Source organism: Streptomyces erythrochromogenes (genome assembly GCF_040684695.1).
GTDB classification, from domain to species: Bacteria; Actinomycetota; Actinomycetes; order Streptomycetales; family Streptomycetaceae; genus Streptomyces; species Streptomyces erythrochromogenes_C.
The window spans coordinates 60,465-78,604 of record NZ_JBFBGM010000016.1 but is presented as its reverse complement, the minus strand read 5'-3'; the positions used below and the strand labels follow the sequence as shown (position 1 = coordinate 78,604).

Genomic DNA, 18,140 nt, shown 5'->3' with positions numbered 1-18,140 from the left:
AGGAGACCTGACATGCCGCTTTCCGTGTCCCTGAGCATCGAGGGCGACACCACCGTGATCGACCTGTCGGGCGAGCTGGACGCCAACACCGCGCCGGACTTCCACCGGACCATCGAGAAGGCCGCCGGACACGGCACCACCATCGTCGAGATCAGGATGGCCGGCGTCGGCTACATGGCCAGCGCCGGACTGCGCTCCCTGGTCTTCGCCCAGCAGAAGATCGCGGACCACGTCACCATCAAGGTGGTCGGTGCCATCGAGCCCGTCTCCCGGACCATCCGGACGGCCGGCCTCGACCGCAGCATCGTCCTCTCCGATGAGTGACGACCGTGAGTGACATGGTCGAGCTGGCGAGGACGCCCTCCGTCCTGGAGGTGCCCGCGACGGTGCAGGCACTGGGCGACATCGCCGTGTTCGTCCTGGGGCTGGCCGGACGGGCGGGGCTCGGCAAACGGGCCGCCTACCGGCTCCGGCTGGCCGTGGACGAACTGGCCACGAACATCGTGATGCACGGGTACCGGGGCGGCGACGGACGGATCACCGTCCGCGGCCGCTCCGGCCCGGGCGGGGTGCAGGTCACCATCGAGGACTCGGCCCCCGCCTTCGACCCCGTCGCGGGCCGCCTGCCGCCCTGCCCCGGGGTCCCCCCGCAGGACCGGCGGATCGGCGGCCTCGGCATCCACCTCGCCCTGACCAGCGTGGACGAGTTCGTCTACGTGCGCAGGGACGGCCGCAACATCAGCACGCTGACTGTGAAGGCTGAGGGGACGGACCCATGCCCTCCACGACCGTGATCATCCTCGACGCGGATCCGGCACCGCCGCGCGAACTGCTCGACGCCCTGCGGACGATGGACGCCTCCCTCGTCACCCGCACGCTGACGGAGCTGCGCGAAGGCCCGCTGGAGCTGCTGCCCGTCGCGGACGTGCTGCTCGCCCCGGCCGAGTCCGACGGGGAAGCCGTACGGATGGCCGTACGCCGGCTGCGCCGCTGGGCCGGGGCCCCCATCGTGGTCGTCTGGACCGTGACGGAGTTCTCCTCCCTGGAGGAGCACGTCCGGATCGGGCACGACTACCTCGTGCCGCCCTTCCTCCCCGCCCTCGTCGGGGCCCGGCTGCACAGCTGCTCGGAGCGCGCCGGACTCGGCCGCACCCTGCGCGAGGCCGACGCCCGCGCCGAGCTCATGGGCTACGAGAAGGAACTGGAGATCGGCCGCGAGATCCAGGCGGGCTTCCTGCCCGAGTCGCTGCCGGTCCCCGACGGCTGGGAGATCGACGTGCGCTTCCGGCCCGCCCGGCAGGTCGCCGGGGACTTCTACGACGTCTTCGAGATCTCCCGCGGCCGCCGGCTGGCCTTCGTCGTCGCCGACGTCTGCGACAAGGGGGTCGGCGCCGCGCTGTTCATGGCGCTCATCCGCTCCCTGCTCCGCCACACCGCACAGAACAGCGGACTCCAGCACCTGGTCGCCGCCGGCCGGGCCGGCGGCAGCCGGCGGATCCCGGTCGTCGGCGCCACCCCCCTGCTGAACGCGGTCACCGCCACCAACGGCTACCTCACCAGCAACCACCTGCGGCAGGGCTACTTCGCCACCCTGTTCTTCGGGGTGCTGGACCCGCTCACCGGCAGCGTCGTCTACATCAACGGCGGCCACAACCCGCCCCTGCTGCGGCCCGCGGACGGCAGCGCACCCGCCGCCCTGGACATCACCGGACCGGCCGTCGGGGTCCTGCCCGACTGCGTCTACACCCTCGGCTACGCCCAGCTGGACCCGGGCGACACCCTCTTCGTGTTCACCGACGGAGTGCCCGAGGCCCGCTGCCCGAACGGCAGCTTCCTCGGCGACGAACGGATGCTGGAACTGCTCGCCGGACCCCTGGTGAGCGGCAAGGACCTGGTCGACCGGATGGACCTGGCGGTACGCGAGCACACCGGCACCGCCGAGCAGCACGACGACGTCACCATGCTCGCCCTGCACCGGCCGCGTACGGCGCGGGGGCCGTACGCGGACGGCACCGGACACCGGGTGGTGGCCTAGATGGCCCGCACCATCGTGGTGCACTCGCACCGCGGCGGGACGGGCAAGTCCTCGGTCCTGGCCAACCTCGCGCTGCTCATCGCGGCCGGGGGACGCCGGGTGGGGGTGGTGGACACCGACATCCAGTCACCCACCCTGGACCTGCTGTTCCGGCTCGGCCCCGGACCCTCCCTGGCCGACTACCTGCTCGGCCGCTGCGAGATCGAGGCCGCCGCCCAGCCGGCCGGCGTGCCCGGGCTGTACGTCGTACCGGCCCGGACCGGGACGGCGGCCCTGCGGGAGCTCATGGCCGGCGGCTACGACGTGGGCCTGCTGCCGGAGGGCTTCGACCGGCTGGCCGAGCACTACGCGCTGGACGTGCTGCTGCTCGACACCCACGCCGGGCTCAACAACGAGTCGGTGACCGCGATGGCGAGCGCCGACGTACTGATGATCATGGCCCGCGCCGACCGGATCGACCTCTCCGGGGTCGAGGAGACCATCGCCCTCGCCGGGCGCCTGGCCTGCCGGCGGACCCTGGTGCTGAGCATGGCGCCCGCGGGCATCGACCGGGACTCCGCCCGGCGGCGCTCGGAGGAGGTCTACGGCGCACCCGTGGCCGGAATCCTTCCCTACTCGCCGGAAATGGCCTCCCTGTACGGGGAGCGCATATTTGCAGAAGCCCATCCCGACCACCCCCTGGTCGGTGAATTCCGCACCATCATCTCGGCGTTGGACGCACGTGACGAAGTATCGCGGGCCTGACGTCACCCCCTTACGCCCCCTGCGGGGGGCGTGTTGAATCGGCAGCGAATCCAGAACAAGGAGAGAATCATGAAGATTCTCGTCGTCATGACGGCCAAGGCGACCCTGCACCTGCTGGACGGCGAACAGCATCCCTCGGGATTCTGGGCAGAGGAATTCGTCGTTCCCTTTTCGCTCTTCAAGGCGGCCGGCCACGACGTGGACGTGGCGACGATCGCGGGCCGCGCCCCCACGGTCGACCTGACGAGCATCGACCCCCAGTTCCTGCAGTGGGTCCGCCCCCAGGGTTCCCCCGACGAGGACGCGGCCAACGCCGCCGAGTACGTCCGGGTCATCGAGAACACGCCCCAGCTGCGGGCCCCCCTGGCCCTGGAGTCCCTCACCGAGAAGGACATCGCCGACTACGACGGCGTCTACGTCAGCGGCGGCCACGGCGCCATCGGCGACCTGCCCAAGTCCGACGAACTCGCCCAGATCCTGCGCTGGGTCATCGCCCAGGACAAGCCCCTCGCCACCGTCTGCCACGGCCACACCTCGCTGCTCGCCCTGCGCGACGGCGAAGGCCGCTGGCCGTTCGAGGGCTACCGGATGACGGCCTTCTCGCACGACGAGGAACTGGTCACCAACATGGCCGGCCGGCTCCCGCTGATCCTCGAGGTCGAGCTCACCCGGCTCGGCGCCCGCTACGAGAAGGCGGACGCGATCTGGGACTCGCACGTGGTCGTCGACCGCAGGCTGACGACCGGCCAGAACCCGTACTCCTCCAAGGCCCTCGCGGAGACGTTCCTGAGCCAGCTCGCGAAGGGCTGAGGGGACAGCCCCCTCCCCGCCCCGCATCCGACACCGGAAGGCAGCCATGACCAAGCGTGAGCTGAGCGGCCCGCCCCTCGCCAACCCCGGGAAACTGTTCATCGGCGGCACATGGGTCCCGGCCCTGGACGGCCGGACCGAGCCGGACATCAGCCCCGTGGACGGACAGGAGATCGTGCCGGTCGCCCAGGCCGCCGCGGCCGACGCGGACGCGGCCGTGGCCGCCGCCCGCACGGCGTACGAAGAAGGTCCGTGGAGCAGACTGTCCGCCCAGGAGCGGGCGCTGCGGCTGAACCGGGTCGGCGAGCTCATCGAGCGCGACCTGGAGGAGATCGCCCTGCTGGAGACCGTGGACATGGGCAAGCCGTTCGCCTTCTCCAGCACGGTCGACGCCCCCATGGCCGCCCAGCTCATGCACTACTACGCGGGGGCCGTGACCCGCGTCGACGGCTCCTCGCGCGCCCCCGCCGGCGGGCAGCTCGCCTACACCCTGCGCGAACCGCTCGGCGTGGTCTGCGCGATCACCCCGTTCAACTTCCCGCTGCTGCTGTCGATGACGAAGATCGCACCGGCACTGGCGGCGGGCAACACGGTCGTCCACAAGCCCTCCCCGGCCACCCCGCTCACCGCACTGAAGATCGCCGAACTCTTCCAGGAGGCGGAGATCCCCGACGGCGTGCTGAACGTGGTCACCGGCCCCGGCGTGGAACTGGGCGAGACGCTCACCGGCCACCCCGGCATCGACAAGATCGCCTTCACCGGCTCCACCGTGGTCGGCCAGTCGATCATCCGCAAGGCGGCCGGCACCCTGAAGAAGGTGACGATGGAACTCGGCGGCAAGTCCGCCAACATCGTCTTCGCCGACGCCGACCTCGACGCCGCCGAGGAACTCGCCTTCTTCGGCATCTACTACAACAAGGGCGAGATCTGCACCGCCGGATCCCGGCTGCTGCTCCAGCGCCCCATCCACGACGAGCTGGTCGAACGGCTCGTGCGCCGGGCCGCCGCCCTCAAGCCCGGCGACCCGCGCGACCCGGCCACCCTCTTCGGCCCCCTCGCCCACCGCGCCCAGTTCGACAAGGTCAGCTCCTACATCGAGGTCGGCGAGAAGGAGGGCGCGGTCCTGCGGACCGGCGGCACCGGATGGACCCCCGAAGGCGCCTCCGCCGAGGGCCTGTACTTCCTGCCGACCGTCTTCACCGGCGTCGACAACGGGATGCGCATCGCCCAGGAGGAGATCTTCGGACCGGTCCTGTCGATCATCCCCTTCGACACGGAGGAGGACGCCGTCCGCATCGCCAACGACAGCGCCTACGGCCTCGCCGCCGGCGTCCACACCAAGGACCTGCGCCGCGCCCACCGCGTCGCCTCGCAGATCAAGGCCGGCACGGTCTGGGTCAATTGCTACAACCAGTACGACCCCGCGGTGCCCTACGGCGGCTACAAGGCCTCCGGATTCGGGCGGGAGTGCGGACCCGAATCCCTGGAGAGCTACACCCAGACCAAGTCGGTGTGGATCGGCATGGACTGAGAAGACCGGACCGGACCCGACCACCCCCTTCCCGAGGAGCGTCAATGCGGACAGGCATCATCGGCACCGGGCGGATCGGCACGGTCCTCGCGAGGATCCTCGTGGCGGCGGGCCACGACGTGGTCCTCGCCAACGCCCGGGGCCCGCAGACCCTCGGCCCGCTCGTGGCCGAACTCGGAGCGGCGGCCTCGGCGGCGCATCCCGCCGAGGCCGCCGCCCGGGCCGAACTCCTGGTGCTGATGGTGCCCTTCGAACGCGTCCGCGGACTGCTCCCGCCGCGCGTCGTGCAGGACAAGGTGCTGGTGGACGCGACGAACGCGTTCGGCGGCCCCGGCGCGCCCGCCGACCTCGGCGGGCGCGGCTCCAGCGACCTCGTCGCCGAGTGGTACCCGGACGCCCAGGTCGTGAAATCACTGAACACCATGCACTTCGAAACCCTCGCCGTCGCGGGAACCGCACCCGGAGAGCGCCTGGCGCATTTCACCGCGGGCGACGAAGCGAAAGCGAAGGAAATCGTCGCGGGAATCATCACGGATCTCGGATTCGCCCCCGTCGACACCGGCCCGCTGCACTCCGGGGGAATTCTCCAGCAGCCCGGCGGGCCCCTCTTCAACCGGCCGCTCACGGAAGCGCAGGCGCTGGCATGGATATCACACTGAACGTGAACGGAAGACCCGAGCAGTTCTCGGCACAGCCGAACGAACTGCTCGTCGAACGGCTCCGTGACGGCCTCGGCCTGACCGGCACCAAGGTCGGCTGCGACACCGGCCAGTGCGGCTCCTGCGTCGTCCGCCTCGACGGCCGGTCCGTCAAGAGCTGCCTGGTCCTGACCGCCTCCGCCGCCGGCGGCGACATCGCCACCATCGAAGGCGTCACCACCCGGGGCGGGGAACTGTCCGGCCTCCAGGAGGCCCTGCGCCAGGAGCACGGCACCCAGTGCGGCTTCTGCACCCCGGGCATGGTGATGGCCCTCGGCGAGCTCGTCGACGCCACCGCCGACGGCCCGGCCCCCACCGAGCCGGAGATCCGCGAGTGGCTCACCGGCAACCTGTGCCGCTGCACCGGCTACCACAGCGTCGTACGGGGGGTGCAGCGCGCCTGCGCCGCCACCCGCACCGAGGTGCCCGCCGGCTCCGCCGCATCCACCGCAGCCGCACCGGAGGTGTGAGGGACATGACCACAGTGACGGGGGAGGCCCCGGTCGGCCGGGGCGGAGTGCTCGGACAGCCGCTGGACAGCCGCGAGGACCCGCAACTGCTGCGCGGCGAGGCCACGTACGTGGCGGACATCGACCTGCCGGGCACCGCGCACATGGCCATCCTGGGCAGCCCGGTGGCCCACGCGAGGATCCTGTCCATCGAGACCAAGGCGGCCGAGCAGCTGCCCGGCGTGCTGAAGGTGGCCACCGCGGCCGACTTCGCCGACGTCATGCCGCTGCCCTGCATCTGGATCCCCGGCGGGGTCGAGAGCCACTTCCCGCCGCACCCCTACGGACTCCCGGGCGCCCGCCCGGTGCTGACCGGCGACACCGTCCGCCACGTCGGCGACCCCATCGCCGTGGTCGTCGCCGAGACCCCCCGGCAGGCCGCCGCCGCGCTGGCCGCCATCGCCGTCGAGTACGAGCCGCTGCCCGTCGTCACCCGCGCCGACGAGGCCCTCGCCGACGGCGCGCCGCAGCTCCACGAAGCCGTCCCGGGCAACCTCAACGCGTACTGGACCTGCGGCGACAAGGACCGCACCGACGCGGCCATCGCCGCCGCCGAGGTCACCGTCGAACTCGACCTGGTCAACCAGCGCACCATCAACAGCCCCATCGAGCCGCGCGGCGCGGTCGGCGACTACAACCCGGCCACCGGCGATTACACCCTCTACGCCTCCACCCAGGGCCCGCACAACCACCGCTTCCTGCTCGCCGCGCTGGTCCTCGGCATCCCCTTCAACAAGCTCCGGGTGATCGCCCCGACCGTCGGCGGCAGCTTCGGCACCAAGGGGTACCTGTACCCCGACATGCCCCTGGTCCTGCTGCTGTCCAAGGCGCTCGGCCGGCCCGTCAAATGGGTGGACACCCGCACCGGGCTGATGAACTCCACCGTCCAGGGCCGCGACCACCGCCAGCACGTCACCCTCGCCGGCACCCGCGACGGCCGCATCACCGCCGTGCGCTGCACCAGCTACGCCAACCTCGGCGCGTACCCCTCGACGATCGGCCCCGGCGTCGCCACCGCCCTGATGGGCCGCTCCATCAGCGGCATGTACGACATCGACGCCGCCTTCTGCGAGGTGTACGCCGCCTTCACCAACACCGTGTCCCTCGGCGCCCAGCGGGGCAGCGGGCGCGCCGAGGCCGCCTTCCTCATGGAGCGGCTCGTCGACCGGTACGCCGGCGAGATCGGCATGGACCCGGCGGCGGTGCGGCGCAAGAACCTGGTGCCGAAGGAGAAGTTCCCGTACGACAACGGCCTCGGCTGGACCTACGACTCCGGGAACTACCAGCTGAACTTCGACCGGGCCATCGAGATGTCCGGCTACGCCGACATGCCCGCCCGCAAGGCCGAGGCCCGCACCCGCGGCAAGCGCCTCGGCGTCGGCATCGCCACCTACGTCGCGATCTGCGGCGTCGGCCCCTCCACCCGGATGTCGCAGGAGGGCATGCTCGGCGGGACCTGGGAGAGCGCCAACATCCGCGTCCACCCCACCGGCGAGGTGACCGTCACCGTCGGCTCCGCCTCCACCGGCCAGAGCCACGGGACGGTCTTCGCCCAGGTCGCCGCCGACGAGCTCGGCATCGACCCCGAGACCGTCCAGGTCCACGAGGGCGACACGCAGAAGGCCCCCTACGGACAGGGCACCTACGGCTCACGCTCCTACAGCATGGCGGCGCCCGCCGTGGCCCTCACCGCCCGCAAGCTCAAGGCCAAACTGGTCCGGGCCGGCGCCGTCTTCCTCGGCGTGCCCGAGGACAAGGTCGTCTACGAGGGCGGCGCGATCCACGAAGAGGGCAACCCGGAGAACACCAAGACCTTCGCCGAACTGGCCATGGCCATGTGGTACGGCTGGGGACTGCCGCCCGAGATCGAGCCCGCCCTGGACGAGACCACCCACTTCGACCCGCCGGACTTCAACTACCCCTTCGGCACGCACGTCGCCGTCGTCGAGATCGACGAACTGACCGGCGAGACCGAGGTGGTCGCCTACACGGCCGTCGACGACGCCGGGAACATCGGCAACCCGAAGATCGTCCAGGGGCAGATCGAGGGCAGCATCGTGCACGGCCTGGGCCAGGCCCTGATGGAAGCCGCCGAATACGACGAGAACGGCCTGCTGATCAGCGCCGACCTCGGCCACTACGCCCTGCCGCGCGCGGCCGACGCGCCGTTCTTCTCGCTCGACAAGACCGTCACGCCCAGCCCGCACAACCCGCTCGGCGCCAAGGGAGCGGGCGAGATCGCCACCGTCCCGCCCGCCGCCGCCGTCGTCAACGCCGTCGTCGACGCCCTCGCGGACCTGGGCGTCCGGCACATCGACATGCCGCTCACCCCCGAGAAGGTCTGGCGCCGCCTGAGAGGGGAATCCCAGTGATCCTCACCGAGTTCGACTACGCCCGTCCCGCCGGCCTCGACGAGGCCCTGGCCCTGCTGTCCGGGACCGGCGGCGCCCGGATCCTGGCCGGCGGCCAGAGCCTGCTGCCCGACCTGCGCACGGGAGCCGACGGCGCCCGCCTGCTCGTCGACATCCGGCAGCTGGCCGAGCTGCGCGGCACCGGCCGCACCCCCGACGGCCGGCACCTGCGCATCGGGGCCCTCACCACGCTCGCCGACCTCGCCGCCGACCCGCTGGTCCTCGCCGAGGCACCGGAACTGGCCGCCGCGGCCCGCTCCAACGGCGACCCGCAGGTCCGCAACCTCGGCACCGTCGGCGGCAACCTGGCGGCCACCGGACGCGCCACCGACCTGCCGGTCGCCGCCATCGCCGCCGACGCCGTCGTCGAACTGGCCGGCCCGGGCGGGCGCACCACCCTCCCGGCCGAGGAGTTCGCCGCCGGCGCCGCACCCGCCGACCAGGTCCTCACCGCCCTGCTCGTGCCCGCCGCCGGCCCGGCCGCCGCCTTCGAGAAGTCCGCCGACCGCGCCACCCGCTACCCGGTCTGCGCCACCGCCGTACGCATCACCCCCGGCGGGCCGCGCATCGCCGTCACCGGAGCCACCCCCCGGCCCCTGCGCCTGCGCGGGGTCGAGGACCGGCTGCGCGGGGGCCCGTACGGCACCGAAGCCGTACTCGCCGCCTTCCGCGCCGAACCCCGGGAGCTGTTCGTCCCCGGACGCGGCACCTCGGCCGAATACCTCGGCCACCTCGCGGGAGTCCTCACCGCCCGAGCGCTGCAGAGGGCCGAGCGGGCCCTCGTCTGACCGACCGACACAGGGCCCGCCCGGGCCCCTCACGGGGGAGTTGAGTGAAGCAGTGGCCGAACCGTCCACACCGACCACGGGGCTGACCGTGCCCCCAGCCGCCCGCGCGGCCGGCGCGCCCAGAGGCTCCGGCTTCTGGGTGGTCGGCGCCGTCCTCGTCCTGCTGATGCTCTCCTCCTCCGTGCCCTCCGCCCTCTACGTGCTCTACCAGCAGCAGTGGGGCCTGTCCTCCGGCACGATCACGGTGGTCTTCGCCCTGTACGCGGTCACCGTGCTGGCCGGGCTCCTGCTCTTCGGCTCCCTCTCCGACACCCTGGGCCGGCGCCCGGTCCTGGGCGCCGGACTGGTCCTGGCGATCGTCTCCATGGGCCTCTTCGCCGGGGCGCAGGGGCTCGGGCTGCTCCTCGCCGCCCGCGCCGTGCAGGGGCTCGCCGTGGGCCTCGCCACCGGCGCGATGGGCGCTGCCCTGCTGGAGCTCAGCCCCGCGGCACGGCCCGCCCTCGGAGCCCAGGTCAACAGCGCCGGCCCGACCGTGGGCATCGGCCTCGGCGGGATCGGCGCCGGACTGCTCGTCCAGTACGCGCCCGCCCCGACCGCGCTCAGCTACCTGCTGCTCATCGGGGCCTTCGCGGTGACGCTGGTGGGGGTCCTGCGCATGCGAGAGAGCGCTCCCGGCGCGGGCGGCCGGCTGCGGGTGGTCCCGCACCGGATCCACGTACCGGCGGGCGCCCGGGGCCGCTTCCTGGTCCTCGTCCTGACCATCGTGGCCGTCTGGTCCGTGGGCGGCTTCTACCTCTCCCTCGGCCCGCACCTGGCCCTGTCCCTGCTCAAGTCCACGAACTACCTCGTCGGCGGGGCCACGGTCGCGCTGCTCGCCGGCGCCGCCACCGTCGCCCAGCTGATGCTCGGCCGCACCGCGGCGCTGCGCACCGCCGTGTTCGGGCTGCTGGGCCTGCTGGCCGGTCTCGGGCTGGTGCTGCTGGCGCTGGGCCTGGGCTCGGCCCCCGTGTTCCTGGTGGCCACGGCCGTCCTCGGCAGCGGCTGGGGAGCCGCCTTCCTGGGCTCCTTCCGGGCGCTGAGCGCCCTGGCCGAACCGGCCCACCGCGGTGAACTGACCGCCGCCGTATACGTCTTCGCGTACCTGGCGATGAGCGTGCCGGCCGTACTCGCCGGGATGCTGACCAACATCCACGGGCTGCACCGCACCTCGGTCGGCTTCATGGCCGCCGTCGCCGCGGTGTGCGCGGTGGCCCTGCTGGCCACCGTGCGGCTGGCCGCCCGTACCAAGGCAGAGGGGAGCACCGCATGAGCACACCGGACGTGGGCACACCGGAGCTGCGCTCCGCCCTGCGCGGGCTGGAGGTCTTCGGGGGGATCACCGAGGAGCAGCTGGACTGGCTGGTCTCGGTGTCCCGGCCGCAGGTCCTCTCCGACGGGGAGGTGCTCTTCCGCGACGGCGAGGAGGCCACCTGCTTCCACGTGCTGCTCTCGGGCGGGCTCGTCGTGACCAAGGTCGTCGACGGCCGGGAGGAGGTCCTCACCCGGCACTCCACCGAGGAGGAGAGCGCCGCGGCCGAGGACCACGACGGCAAGCCCCCGGCCGCCCACCGGTTCACCGGCGAACTGCCGCTGCTCACGGACGGCGCGTACGTGGCCACCGCCGCCGCGAGCGGGCCGGCGACCACGGTCGTGGCGTACCCCAAGGCGGTCTTCTTCGAGATGCTCACGCGCTGCCACGGGGTGGCCGCGGTCCTGATCCCCGTCCTGGCGTGGCGCATCAAGTCCTCCGAGGTGCAGGCCCGCAAGCGGGCCACCGTGGAGGCGCTCGGCACGCTGGCCGCCGGTCTGGCGCACGAGCTGAACAACCCGGCGGCCGCCGTGGCCCGGGCCGCGCAGGAACTGGCCCCCGCCCTGGACCGGCTCACCCGGACCGCCCAGGACTGGGGCGCGGCCGCCACGCCCGCCGAGCGCGCCGTCCTCGACCGGCTCACGGGGCAACTGGACACGCTGCCGCCGCCGGTCACCACCGACCCGCTGGCCCAGGCCGACGCCGAGGAGGAGATCGCCGACTGGGCCGAAGGGGCCGGCGCCGAACGCTGCGGCCTGCTCGGCTCGGGCGTCTCCGACCTCGGACTGGAACTGGGCTGGCTCCGGGACCGGACGGAGGACATCGGCAAGGAGTCCCTCGCCCGTGCCCTCGACCACCTGGCGGCGCTGTTGGAGGTCCGGTCGCTCGCCGCCGAGCTGCGCGCCGCGGGTCCGAGGATCTCCCAACTCGTCTCCGCCACCCGGGATTACGCCAATCTCGACCGGGCGCCCGAGCAGCGCTTCCCGGTGACCGAGGGACTGGAGAACACGCTGGTCGTGCTGCGTGCCAAGCTCGACGGCATCAGCATCGTGCGTGCGTACGAGCCGGACCTGCCCGAACTGACGGGCTATCCGAGCGAGTTGAACCAGGTGTGGACCAACCTGGTCGACAACGCCGTCGAGGCGATGGAGGGCGCCGGCGTGCTGACGCTGAGCGCCCGGTCCGAGGGCGACTGCATGGTCGTGGAGGTCGCCGACACCGGCCGGGGCATCCCCGCGGATTCCCTGCCGCGGATCTTCGAACCCTTCTACACGACCAAGGACGTGGGCAAGGGCACGGGCCTGGGGCTGCACCTCAGCTACCGCATCGTGACCCAGCGCCACCGCGGCTCGCTCACCGCCCGCTCGCGCCCCGGCGAGACCCGGATGGTCGTGCGGCTGCCCTTCGCGGGCAGCGCCCAGTCCTGCGTCCCACCTGCGCCAACACCCGATACCGCACTGGAAACCGCACCAGCCGAGGGCACCACTCCCCGTTGAAACGGAGTCGACATGGCCAAGTACGACATCTCCAAACTCCACCCGGTGTTCGTCCGCCAGATGGAGGCGCTGGCGGCCCTGGACATCGAGGCGGTGATGAAGAACTACACCGACGACGCGGTGCTGCTGCGGTTCGAGGGCGTCTCGGAGGGCATCGAAGCGGTTCGCGAGACGTTCACCGGCTATCTCACGGTGAAGCCCACGCTGGTGGAACTCCAGGAGTACATCGAGACCGAGGACACCATCTTCTACCGGGCGATCATGAACCTGAACGGCGAACCGGAGCACGCGTTCGGGACACTCGTGGTCCGCGATGGCCGAATCTGGCGCCAGACGGCCGGCTTCGGCGGCTGAGACCGGAAATCTGGGTAGCGTGTGCGGGGAGAGCGGGTGAACGCGCTCTCCCCGTATGCGCGGACCACGGTGCGCACGTCGGGAAATGGCAAAGGGGAGGTCATGGAAAATGAAACCGGGCGGGTCGAGGCATTCAGTGATGGTGTATTCGCCATCATCATTACGATCCTCGTCCTGGAATTAAAGGTTCCGGAAGAAACCGGGTCGGCCTTCTGGCACGGAGTCCGCGAGCAATGGCCCCATTACGCCGCCTATGTGGTGAGCTTCCTCATCATCGGCGTGATGTGGGTGAACCACCACACCATCTTCAGTCACCTCAAGCGGGTCGACCGCCCGCTGTTGTTCCTGAACCTGATGGTGCTGATGGTGGTCTCGGTGATCCCGTACACCACCAACGTGCTCGCCGAGCACCTCACCGAGGGCGGCGACGCCAACCCGGCCGCGGTCCTCTACAGCCTCGTCACCGTGGCCTACGCCTTGGCGTTCCTGCTGTTCTGGTGGTACGTGACCCGGGTCGGGCACCTCTTCCACGAACAGGTGGACAAGGACGGGGCGCGGGCCACCAGGGTGCGTTTCGGGCTCGGCGCCATCGCCTACCCCTGCACGGTCCTCCTGGCCTTCTTCTCCGCACCGCTCACGCTTGTCGCACACTTCCTGATCGCGATCTACTATGCGGCGAACCAGATCCCCATCCCCCTCGTGGTAGAGGAAGAGCGGCTCGAATCTGCCAGCGACCTCAGGAAGTAGCCGCAGGGGCCTACGGCCGTTCTCCGCGGTGAAGTAGGGTATTGGATCTAGGTGGTCGCGGGGGAGGCCCGGATGGCTCGCGCAGTCCTGCCGGAGGATTCCGTCGAGGAAGTCTCCGAATTGATCGATGTCATGATCTCTCTTCTCTTTGAGTCCTTACCCCGGCGGGACCAGCGAAACTGGGCCCGCGTTTATCTGAACGGCCTCGTGCGGACCAACGGGAAGAAAACAATCCGTAACATCGCCGGAACCGGAGCGAGTTCCGTCGAGCAGAGCCTGCAGCAGTTCATCAGCAAGTCCCCCTGGGACTGGACGCCCGTACGGCGCTCCCTCGCCCAGCACCTCGAACGCACCGCCCAGCGCCCCCTGGCCTGGGTGCTCCAGCCCATGGTCATCGAGAAGGCCGGGGACCGCTCGGTCGGCGTCGGCCGGCAGTTCGTACCCCAGCTCGGCCGCACCGCCAACTGCCAGCAGGCCAGCGGGATCTGGCTCGCCTCCAGCGAAGCCAGCTTCCCCGTCGAATGGACCCTCACCCTCCCCGGTCCCTGGACCAGCGAACTCATGCGCCGCCGACGGGCCGGCATCCCGGACACCGCCCGCTCCCTCACCCCCGCCCAGGACGCCGTACACGCCGTCCAGCGGATGGCCGCCACCTGGCAACTCCAGCGCCGGCCCGTGGTGATGGAGGTCGCCAACTGCGACCTGCCCCAGAGCATCGACTCGTTCGCCCTCCAGGACATCCCCTTCGTCTTCAAGGTCGACGGCTCGCTGCCCGTCTCCTTCGGCGGTGCGGGCCGCCACAAACCCGGCCCGCACACCGCGCCCGCCCGCGAACTCATCGACTCCCTGCGCTCCCAGCGCCGCGTCGTCGAATGGACCCGGCACGGCCGCACCGAAGGAGCGGTGACCCTGCTGACCTCGGCCCCGATCTTCGCGACCCCCTGCGAGGACCGCCCCGCGCCCGTCTCGCCCACCCCGCTGCTGCTGGTCGGGGCCTGGACCGAAACGGCCCTGCTCCCGTCCGAGTTCTGGATCACCAACATCGGGGACCGGCCGCTCGCCCAGCTCTTCCTGCTCGCCAAACTCACCGACCGGGTCTCCCTGGACTTCGCCGAGACCTGCGAACCGGTGGGCATCCGCGACTTCGAAGGACGCTCCTTCCGCGGCTGGCACCACCACGCCACCCTGGCCAGCGTCGCCCACGCCGCGAAACTGCTCGGCGCGCGCCCGCACCCCCGCGACCGGTACCCCGGCCCCGCGCGCCCCGCCGCCCTCACCCGGCCGGCCACCGCCCTGCCGGCCACATCCCTGCCCCGGCCCGCCGCAGCCCGCCCGGCCACCCCGGCCGTGCTGCCGCCCCACCCGCACGTGCCCGGACAGACCCCTCGCCGCGAATACATCCGCTGATGCTCGACATCGCCGAGGAGCTACGCGCGTGGTGCGCCGCGCGCCGGGAATTCGCACTGGCCACCGTGGTCGCCGTCAGCGGCAGCGCGCCGCGCGGCCCCGGCGCCTCGCTCGCCGTCGACGACCGGGGCACCGCCCTCGGCTCCATCTCCGGGGGCTGCGTGGAATCCGCCGTCCACGAGCTCTGCCTCGACGCGCTCGCCTCCGGCGAAGGCGGCCTGCACCGCTTCGGCTACAGCGACGACGACGCCTTCGCCGTCGGCCTGACCTGCGGCGGAGTCCTCGACGTCCTGGTCACCCCGGTGCGCGGCCGCGACCCGGTCCGCCCCGTGCTCGGCTCCGTCCTCGACGCCGCCGCGGACGGCACCCGGGCCGCGCTCGCCCGGGTGGTGTCCGGCCCGCCGCGCCAGCTCGGCCGGGCGCTCGCCGTCCGCGCCGACGGCTCCTACGAGGGCGGGCTCGCCGGCGGCACCGCCCTGGACCGGGCCGCCGCCGGCCGGGCCCGCGCCCTGCTCCTGGCCGGGCGCACCGGCACCACCGAGCTCGCCGCGGCCGGCGGGCCGTGCGGGGAGCCCCTGACCCTGCTCGTCGAGTCCGCGGCCGAACCGCCCCGGCTGCTCGTCTACGGGGCGATCGACTTCGCCGCCGCCCTGGCCCGGATCGGCACCTTCCTCGGCCACCGGGTCACGGTGTGCGACGCCCGGCCCGTCTTCGCCACCCCGGCGCGGTTCCCCGACGCCGACGAGGTCGTCGTCGACTGGCCGCACCGCCATCTGGCCGCGCAGTGGGAAGCGGGCCGGCTGGACCCCCGTACCGCCGTCTGCGTCCTCACCCACGACGCGAAATTCGACGTACCCCTGCTGGAACTGGCCCTGCGGCTGCCGCTGGGCTACGTCGGCGCCATGGGATCACGGCGCACCCACGCGGAACGCGTCGGACGCCTGCGCGAGGAAGGCGTGACGGACGCCGCCCTGGCCCGCCTGCACTCGCCCATCGGCCTCGACCTCGGCGGCGCCACCCCCGAGGAGACCGCCCTGGCCATCGCCGCCGAGTTCACGGCCTTCCGGCACGGCGGATCCGCCCTCCCGCTGACCGGCGGCGCCGCCCCCATCCACCGAAGACCGGCTCCCGCGGCACCCCTCGCGCAAGCCCGTCAGCCCGCCCCGCCCCTGACGTGATCCACGACCCGGTGGAACTCGGCGGTCGGGGAGAAGTCGACGTACTCCGTGTCGGCGAGCGCCACGGGAATGTGCCCGGGACCCCAGTAGAAGGCCTGCCCCTCCTCGTACACCTCCTCCCCGTCGGCGGTCCGCATCAGCAGCCGCCCCTTGAGGAGGTAGCCCCAGTGCGGGCAAGGGCACATGTCGCCGGGGAGCCCCTTGAGGGCCTCCGTGAAGTCGGTGCCCTCCGGGAGCCGGAAGAACCCCACGCTGAGGTCCCCGCCGATCTCCCGCACCCGCACCTCCAGCCCGCCGCCCTCCACCGCGATGGGTGCCTCGTCCCGCGTCGTCGCCGCCATGGATCCTCCAGCACAGCTCGGCCCGGCCGCGCCGGGACCTGTCCGGACCCTTCCACTGTGACCCGGGCCGGTGCATCCTGCCCCTGCGGGAGCGGCCCGCCGCGCCCCTGCGCGACCTTGGTCCCGTAGGAAGCCACCACACGGCCCGCACCGCCTTGGACGATCGGCCCGGGCGGTGTGAACGCCAGGTCGTGGGAGAATGAAGTACGTGCGTTTCCTCGGCTGCACCCGGTCGAGGCACCTCCGATTGACTGGGATGTTCAGCACGTGCGTTTCCTCAATGACCTGAAGCCGCCGTACGACCTCACGTACGACGATGTGTTCATGGTGCCGAGCCGCTCCGCGGTCGGTTCCCGCCAGGGCGTCGACCTCTCCTCGCCCGACGGGACCGGCACCACCATTCCCCTGGTCGTGGCGAACATGACCGCGATCGCCGGCCGCCGGATGGCCGAGACCGTCGCCCGCCGCGGCGGCATCGTCGTCATCCCCCAGGACATTCCGATCGAGGTCGTCACCGACGTCATCTCCTGGGTGAAGACCCGCCACCTCGTGCTCGACACCCCGATCACGCTGGCGCCCACCCAGACCGTCGCCGACGCACTGTCCCTGCTGCCCAAGCGCGCCCACGGCGCCGGTGTCGTCGTCGACGGCGAGGGCCGCCCGGTCGGCGTCGTCACCGAGCACGACCTGAGCGGTGTCGACCGCTTCACCCAGCTCTCCGAGGTCATGTCGAAGGAGCTGCTGCTCATCGACGCCGACATCGACCCCCGCGAGGCCTTCAACAAGCTCGACGCCGGCCACCGCAAGCTGGCCCCGGCCGTCGACGAGGACGGCAGGCTCGTCGGCATCCTCACCCGCAAGGGTGCACTGCGGGCGACCCTCTACACCCCGGCCACCGACGCGAACGGCAAGCTGCGCATCGCGGCCGCCGTCGGCATCAACGGCGACTTCGTGGCCAAGGCCAAGCAGCTCCTCGACGCGGGCGTGGACACGCTCGTCATCGACACGGCGCACGGCCACCAGGAATCGATGATCAACGCGATCAAGGCCGTCCGCGCCCTGGACCCGCAGGTCCCGATCGTGGCCGGCAACATCGTCGCCGCCGAGGGCGTCAAGGACCTCATCGACGCCGGCGCGGACATCATCAAGGTCGGCGTGGGCCCCGGCGCCATGTGCACCACCCGCATGATGACCGGCGTGGGCCGCCCGCAGTTCTCCGCCGTGCTCGAGTGCGCGGCCGAGGCCAGGAAGCACGGCAAGCACGTCTGGGCCGACGGCGGCGTCCGCCACCCGCGCGACGTGGCGATGGCGCTGGCCGCCGGCGCCTCCAACGTCATGATCGGCTCCTGGTTCGCCGGCACCTACGAGTCCCCGGGCGACCTCCAGCAGTCCGCCGAGGGCCGCCTCTACAAGGAGTCCTTCGGCATGGCCTCCGCCCGCGCGGTGCAGAACCGCACGAGCGAGGAGTCGGCCTACGACCGTGCCCGCAAGGGCCTGTTCGAGGAGGGCATCTCCACCTCGCGCATGTTCCTCGACCCGGCCCGCCCGGGCGTCGAGGACCTGATCGACTCGATCATCGCGGGCGTCCGCTCCTCCTGCACCTACGCCGGTGCCGGCTCCCTCGCGGAGTTCGAGGAGAAGGCCGTGGTCGGCATCCAGTCCGCCGCGGGCTACGCCGAGGGCAAGCCGCTGCACGCCAGCTGGAGCTAGTCCCCGAGGGACACCCCCCGCGGCCCCCGGCCG

Annotated in this window: 18 protein-coding genes; 17 read left to right on the top strand and 1 reads right to left on the bottom strand. The window is 72.1% G+C overall.

Annotated features, from left to right (window positions below):
- Positions 1–12 precede the first annotated feature (12 nt).
- The 16 genes from AB0O53_RS23175 (at position 13) to AB0O53_RS23100 (ending at position 16,056) form a co-directional block, all read left to right on the top strand.
- Positions 13–324: an STAS domain-containing protein gene (locus AB0O53_RS23175; RefSeq protein ID WP_350996797.1), complete on the top strand. Its 312-nt coding sequence runs from the start codon at positions 13–15 to the stop codon at positions 322–324.
- 14 nt (positions 325–338) lie between these two features.
- Positions 339–794 carry an ATP-binding protein gene (locus AB0O53_RS23170; protein WP_350997016.1) on the top strand — a complete coding sequence of 152 codons (456 nt, stop codon included), beginning with the start codon at positions 339–341 and terminating at the stop codon, positions 792–794.
- Complete coding sequence (locus AB0O53_RS23165) at positions 776–2,035, top strand: PP2C family protein-serine/threonine phosphatase (RefSeq protein ID WP_350996800.1); 1,260 nt, start codon at positions 776–778, stop codon at positions 2,033–2,035. The genes AB0O53_RS23170 and AB0O53_RS23165 overlap by 19 nt, the downstream gene beginning before the upstream one ends.
- On the top strand, positions 2,036–2,779 hold the full coding sequence (locus AB0O53_RS23160; protein ID WP_136231515.1) for a MinD/ParA family ATP-binding protein: 744 nt from the start codon (positions 2,036–2,038) through the stop codon (positions 2,777–2,779).
- Between the two features lie 69 nt (positions 2,780–2,848).
- Entirely contained in the window at positions 2,849–3,589 is a 741-nt protein-coding gene (locus tag AB0O53_RS23155; protein ID WP_350996803.1) for a type 1 glutamine amidotransferase domain-containing protein, read from the top strand.
- A gap of 46 nt (positions 3,590–3,635) precedes the next feature.
- Positions 3,636–5,120, top strand: coding sequence for an aldehyde dehydrogenase family protein (locus AB0O53_RS23150; protein ID WP_350996806.1), 1,485 nt, complete (start codon positions 3,636–3,638; stop codon positions 5,118–5,120).
- A gap of 44 nt (positions 5,121–5,164) precedes the next feature.
- Positions 5,165–5,779 (top strand): NADPH-dependent F420 reductase, encoded by a 615-nt coding sequence (locus tag AB0O53_RS23145; protein WP_403137922.1) that lies wholly within the window; start codon positions 5,165–5,167, stop codon positions 5,777–5,779.
- Positions 5,764–6,288, top strand: coding sequence for a (2Fe-2S)-binding protein (locus AB0O53_RS23140; protein WP_365197947.1), 525 nt, complete (start codon positions 5,764–5,766; stop codon positions 6,286–6,288). The genes AB0O53_RS23145 and AB0O53_RS23140 overlap by 16 nt, the downstream gene beginning before the upstream one ends.
- 5 nt (positions 6,289–6,293) lie before the next feature.
- Positions 6,294–8,699 carry a xanthine dehydrogenase family protein molybdopterin-binding subunit gene (locus AB0O53_RS23135; protein WP_365197945.1) on the top strand — a complete coding sequence of 802 codons (2,406 nt, stop codon included), beginning with the start codon at positions 6,294–6,296 and terminating at the stop codon, positions 8,697–8,699.
- Positions 8,696–9,526 carry an FAD binding domain-containing protein gene (locus AB0O53_RS23130; RefSeq protein ID WP_365197942.1) on the top strand — a complete coding sequence of 277 codons (831 nt, stop codon included), beginning with the start codon at positions 8,696–8,698 and terminating at the stop codon, positions 9,524–9,526. The genes AB0O53_RS23135 and AB0O53_RS23130 overlap by 4 nt, the downstream gene beginning before the upstream one ends.
- A 52-nt stretch (positions 9,527–9,578) precedes the next feature.
- Entirely contained in the window at positions 9,579–10,835 is a 1,257-nt protein-coding gene (locus AB0O53_RS23125) for an MFS transporter (RefSeq protein WP_365197940.1), read from the top strand.
- Complete coding sequence (locus AB0O53_RS23120) at positions 10,832–12,370, top strand: ATP-binding protein (protein WP_350996821.1); 1,539 nt, start codon at positions 10,832–10,834, stop codon at positions 12,368–12,370. Before AB0O53_RS23125 ends, AB0O53_RS23120 begins: the two co-directional genes overlap by 4 nt.
- 12 nt (positions 12,371–12,382) lie before the next feature.
- Positions 12,383–12,724 carry a nuclear transport factor 2 family protein gene (locus AB0O53_RS23115; protein WP_350996823.1) on the top strand — a complete coding sequence of 114 codons (342 nt, stop codon included), beginning with the start codon at positions 12,383–12,385 and terminating at the stop codon, positions 12,722–12,724.
- Positions 12,725–12,760: 36 nt separating this feature from the next.
- Positions 12,761–13,471, top strand: a complete 711-nt coding sequence (locus tag AB0O53_RS23110; RefSeq protein ID WP_350996825.1) for a TMEM175 family protein — start codon at positions 12,761–12,763, stop codon at positions 13,469–13,471.
- 72 nt (positions 13,472–13,543) lie between these two features.
- Positions 13,544–14,878: an IS701 family transposase gene (locus AB0O53_RS23105; RefSeq protein WP_365197936.1), complete on the top strand. Its 1,335-nt coding sequence runs from the start codon at positions 13,544–13,546 to the stop codon at positions 14,876–14,878.
- Positions 14,878–16,056: an XdhC family protein gene (locus AB0O53_RS23100; RefSeq protein ID WP_350996831.1), complete on the top strand. Its 1,179-nt coding sequence runs from the start codon at positions 14,878–14,880 to the stop codon at positions 16,054–16,056. Before AB0O53_RS23105 ends, AB0O53_RS23100 begins: the two co-directional genes overlap by 1 nt.
- Here AB0O53_RS23100 and AB0O53_RS23095 read toward each other — a convergent pair.
- Entirely contained in the window at positions 16,032–16,397 is a 366-nt protein-coding gene (locus AB0O53_RS23095) for a cupin domain-containing protein (protein ID WP_350996834.1), read from the bottom strand. The two genes, AB0O53_RS23100 and AB0O53_RS23095, sit on opposite strands and share 25 nt — an antisense overlap.
- Before the next feature lie 267 nt (positions 16,398–16,664).
- Between AB0O53_RS23095 and AB0O53_RS23090 the strand changes: the two genes are divergently transcribed.
- The gene (locus AB0O53_RS23090) at positions 16,665–18,107 is read left to right on the top strand and encodes a GuaB1 family IMP dehydrogenase-related protein (protein WP_350996837.1); all 1,443 of its coding nucleotides are present in this window, start codon (positions 16,665–16,667) and stop codon (positions 18,105–18,107) included.
- The last annotated feature ends 33 nt before the right edge of the window (positions 18,108–18,140 follow it).